This is a genomic window from Pseudomonas kitaguniensis, assembly GCF_009296165.1.
Lineage (GTDB): Bacteria > Pseudomonadota > Gammaproteobacteria > Pseudomonadales > Pseudomonadaceae > Aquipseudomonas > Aquipseudomonas kitaguniensis.
Genome location: NZ_VUAZ01000225.1, coordinates 1 through 2485 on the forward strand (window position 1 = coordinate 1; position 2485 = coordinate 2485).

General features: G+C 59.5%; 2 protein-coding genes. Both read right to left on the reverse strand.

Annotation, left to right across the window (positions count from 1 at the left end):
- Window positions 1-40 precede the first annotated feature (40 nt).
- Window positions 41-1513: a betaine-aldehyde dehydrogenase gene (gene betB, locus F0169_RS26820; RefSeq protein WP_152748111.1), complete on the reverse strand. Its 1473-nt coding sequence runs from the start codon at window positions 1511-1513 to the stop codon at window positions 41-43.
- Window positions 1514-1623: 110 nt separating this feature from the next.
- Window positions 1624-2217 carry a transcriptional regulator BetI gene (gene betI / locus F0169_RS26825; RefSeq protein WP_058415170.1) on the reverse strand — a complete coding sequence of 198 codons (594 nt, stop codon included), beginning with the start codon at window positions 2215-2217 and terminating at the stop codon, window positions 1624-1626.
- Window positions 2218-2485 lie beyond the last annotated feature (268 nt).

Below are 2485 nucleotides of genomic sequence, written 5' to 3' on the forward strand. Positions count from 1 at the left end.
CCCCGATGGCAGCCTCAAAGGCAATACAAAACTCGGCGTTTTAGAACACCGACGCGTAGTCGCCCAGCTCAACCTGTACCGATTTAATGCGGGTGAAGTTGTTCAGCGAGCTGATGCCGTTCTCACGGCCAACACCCGATTGCTTGTAGCCGCCGACCGGCATTTTTGCGTCGGACTCGCCCCAGGCGTTGATCCAGCAGATGCCCGCTTCCAGTTGATGAATCACGCGGTGGGCGCGGTTCAAGTCTTTGGTCACAAGGCCCGCAGCCAGGCCGAAGTCGGTGTCGTTGGCGCGGCGGATCACTTCTTCTTCAGTCTCGTAAGTGAGGATGCTCATCACCGGGCCGAAGATTTCTTCACGGACGATGGTCATCTCGTCGGTGCAGTCAGTGAACACGGTCGGTGCCACGAACGCGCCTTTGGCCAGGTCGCCATCGGTCATGCGGTCGCCGCCGCACAGCAGGCGGGCGCCTTGCTCTTTGCCCAGCTTGATGTAACCGAGCACGCTTTCCATGTGGGCGAAGCTGACCAGTGGGCCAAAGTTGGTGTTGTCGTCTTGTGGGTCGCCGACGCGAATGCGCGCAACACGCTCCAGAATCTTCGCTTCAAACGCCGCTTGCAGGTGCTTGGGCACGAACACGCGGGTGCCGTTGGTGCAGACCTGACCGGAGCTGTAGAAGTTGGCCATCATCGCGATGTCGGCGGCGCGGTCTAGGTCGGCATCTTCGAACACGATCAGCGGCGACTTGCCGCCCAGTTCCATGGTGACTTCCTTGAGCGACGAACTCGACGCGCTGGCCATGACTTTTTTGCCGGTGTCGGTGCCGCCGGTGAACGAGATTTTCTCGATGCGCGGGTGCTCGGTCAGCCAGGTGCCGACTTCACGGCCGCTGCCGGTCAGTACGTTGAACACACCTGCTGGAACGCCGGCTTCGGTGTAGATCTCGGCGAGTTTCAGGGTGGTCAGCGAGGTGACTTCGCTGGGCTTGAAGATCATCGCGTTACCGGCGGCCAGGGCCGGTGCGGATTTCCACAGGGCGATCTGGATCGGGTAGTTCCACGCGCCAATACCGGCAACCACGCCCAACGGCTCGCGGCGGGTGTAGACGAACGAGGTGTCACGCAGCGGGATCTGCTCGCCTTCGATGGCTGGCACCAGGCCTGCGTAGTATTCCAGCACATCAGCGCCGGTCACGACGTCGACGTACTTGGTTTCGGAGAACGATTTACCGGTGTCCAGGGTTTCCAGCGCGGCCAGTTCGTCATTGCGCTCGCGCAGGATGTCGACGGCACGGCGCAGGATGCGCGAACGCTCCATGGCGGTCATCGCGGCCCAGATTTTCTGGCCTTTTTCAGCGCTGACCACGGCACGTTCAACGTCATCGAACGTTGCGCGTTGCACTTGGGCGAGAACTTCACCGTTAGCCGGGTTGATGGCGTCGAAAGTGGCATCGCTGCCAGCGTCGCTGTAGCCGCCGTCAATGTAGAGTTTTTGCAGTTCGAAACGGGCCATAAAGTCCTCGCAAGTGCATAAGTGGTTGGCGTTACCCGCCAAAAAGTGAGCCGTGGGGTTCTGGCAACACTGAGCGGCAGACGTTCAGGGGTTGAGCGTTTATGTGTGCTCTAACTCACCTGCTTGGCCAATTGGAAATCCATGTATTCGTAAGCGATCCGCTGCGCCTGCTCCGTGTCGAAAGCGTCTCCCGACAGGGCGCCGCGCAACCACAAACCGTCGATTAACGCTGCCAGGCCGCGGGCTGCGCTGCGTGCTTCGGGCAGCGGCAGCACCCGGCGGAACTGGCAGCACAGGTTCGAATACAAGCGGTGATCGTTGATCCGCTGCAACCTGTGCAATGACGGGTGGTGCATGCTGGAGGCCCAGAAGGCCAACCAGGTTTTCATCGCCGGGCCGTTGACTTGGCTGGCGTCGAAGTTGCCACCGATGATCACCTGAAGGTGGGCACGGGGGCTGTCGTCTTTCAGCGCCAGCCGGCGTTCGTGGACGTTCTCGATCAGCACATTCATCAAGTACCGCATCGTTGCGGCAATCAGGCCGTTCTTGTCCTGAAAGTAATGACTGATGATGCCGTTCGAGACACCGGCCAAACGGGCGATCAGCGCAATGCTGGCGTCGCCCATTCCGACCTGATCGATGGCCGTTAACGTGGCTTCGATCAACTGCTGGCGGCGTATGGGTTGCATACCGACCTTGGGCATGTAGCACCTCTCCTTAGGCCTGCCGATGGGCGATAAACGTCCCCGGCTTGAAGGCCAGTCTATTTTGTTTTGATTGAACGTTCAATCAACAAAGAATAAGCTCTGCGACAAATAGCCGCGGCCTACAGGTATTTCCTACACGTGGACCGCAGCATCTGACACCTGCAAAAACCCTTGAAACAGGCCGTATCAAGGCCTTGCTGACGCTCGCGTCGGCTCTGGAATTTTCGCGGTGTCTTTATAACACCCGTCCGTCGACTGCCGAAAA